Source organism: Buchananella hordeovulneris (assembly GCF_001907235.1).
Taxonomy (GTDB): Bacteria; Actinomycetota; Actinomycetes; order Actinomycetales; family Actinomycetaceae; genus Buchananella; species Buchananella hordeovulneris.
In genome coordinates this window covers 1-1,079 of record NZ_MQVS01000029.1, presented here as the reverse complement: position 1 = coordinate 1,079, position 1,079 = coordinate 1, and the positions used below count along the sequence as shown (strand labels likewise).

1 rRNA gene is annotated in these 1,079 nt (G+C 53.8%); it reads left to right on the top strand.

The features are described 5' to 3' along the window. A 23S ribosomal RNA gene (locus BSZ40_RS11165) occupies nt 1–1,034 on the top strand; the annotation flags it as partial. Between the last annotated feature and the right edge of the window lie 45 nt (nt 1,035–1,079).

Here is a 1,079-nt window from a genome sequence, read left to right as displayed (position 1 = left end):
GGGGTGTGAAGCTTTGAATCCAAGCCCCAGTAAACGGCGGTGGTAACTATAACCATCCTAAGGTAGCGAAATTCCTTGTCGGGTAAGTTCCGACCTGCACGAATGGCGTAACGACTTCTCTACTGTCTCAACCATGAACTCGGCGAAATTGCACTACGAGTAAAGATGCTCGTTACGCGCAGCAGGACGGAAAGACCCCGGGACCTTTACTATAGCTTGGTATTGGCGCTCGCTTCAGCTTGTGTAGGATAGGTGGGAGACTGTGAAGCATTAACGCTAGTTAGTGTGGAGTCGTTGTTGAAATACCACTCTGGTTGAAGCGGTCGTCTAACCTCGGTCCGTGATCCGGACCAGGGACAGTGCCTGGTGGGTAGTTTAACTGGGGCGGTTGCCTCCCAAAAAGTAACGGAGGCGCTCAAAGGTTCCCTCAGTCTGGTTGGTAACCAGGCAGCGAGTGTAAGTGCACAAGGGAGCTTGACTGTGAGACTGACAGGTCAAGCAGGTACGAAAGTAGGAACTAGTGATCCGGCACCACCTTGTGGAAGGGGTGTCGCTCAACGGATAAAAGGTACCCCGGGGATAACAGGCTGATCTTGCCCAAGAGTCCATATCGACGGCATGGTTTGGCACCTCGATGTCGGCTCGTCGCATCCTGGGGCTGGAGTAGGTCCCAAGGGTTGGGCTGTTCGCCCATTAAAGCGGTACGCGAGCTGGGTTCAGAACGTCGTGAGACAGTTCGGTCCCTATCCGCTGCGCGCGTAGGAAACTTGAGAAGGCCTGTCCCTAGTACGAGAGGACCGGGACGGACGAACCTCTGGTGTGCCAGTTGTACCGCCAGGTGCAGGGCTGGTTAGCTACGTTCGGAAAGGATAACCGCTGAAAGCATCTAAGCGGGAAGCCTGCTTCAAGATGAGGTTTCCAACCACACTCGTGTGGGAGAGGTCCCCCAAAGACCATGGGGTTGATAGGCCAGACGTGGAAGCACGGTAACGTGTGGAGCTGACTGGTACTAATAGACCAACAACTACAAACCAACACAAACACAACACATTAAACACAAACCCAGACACGACCAACAC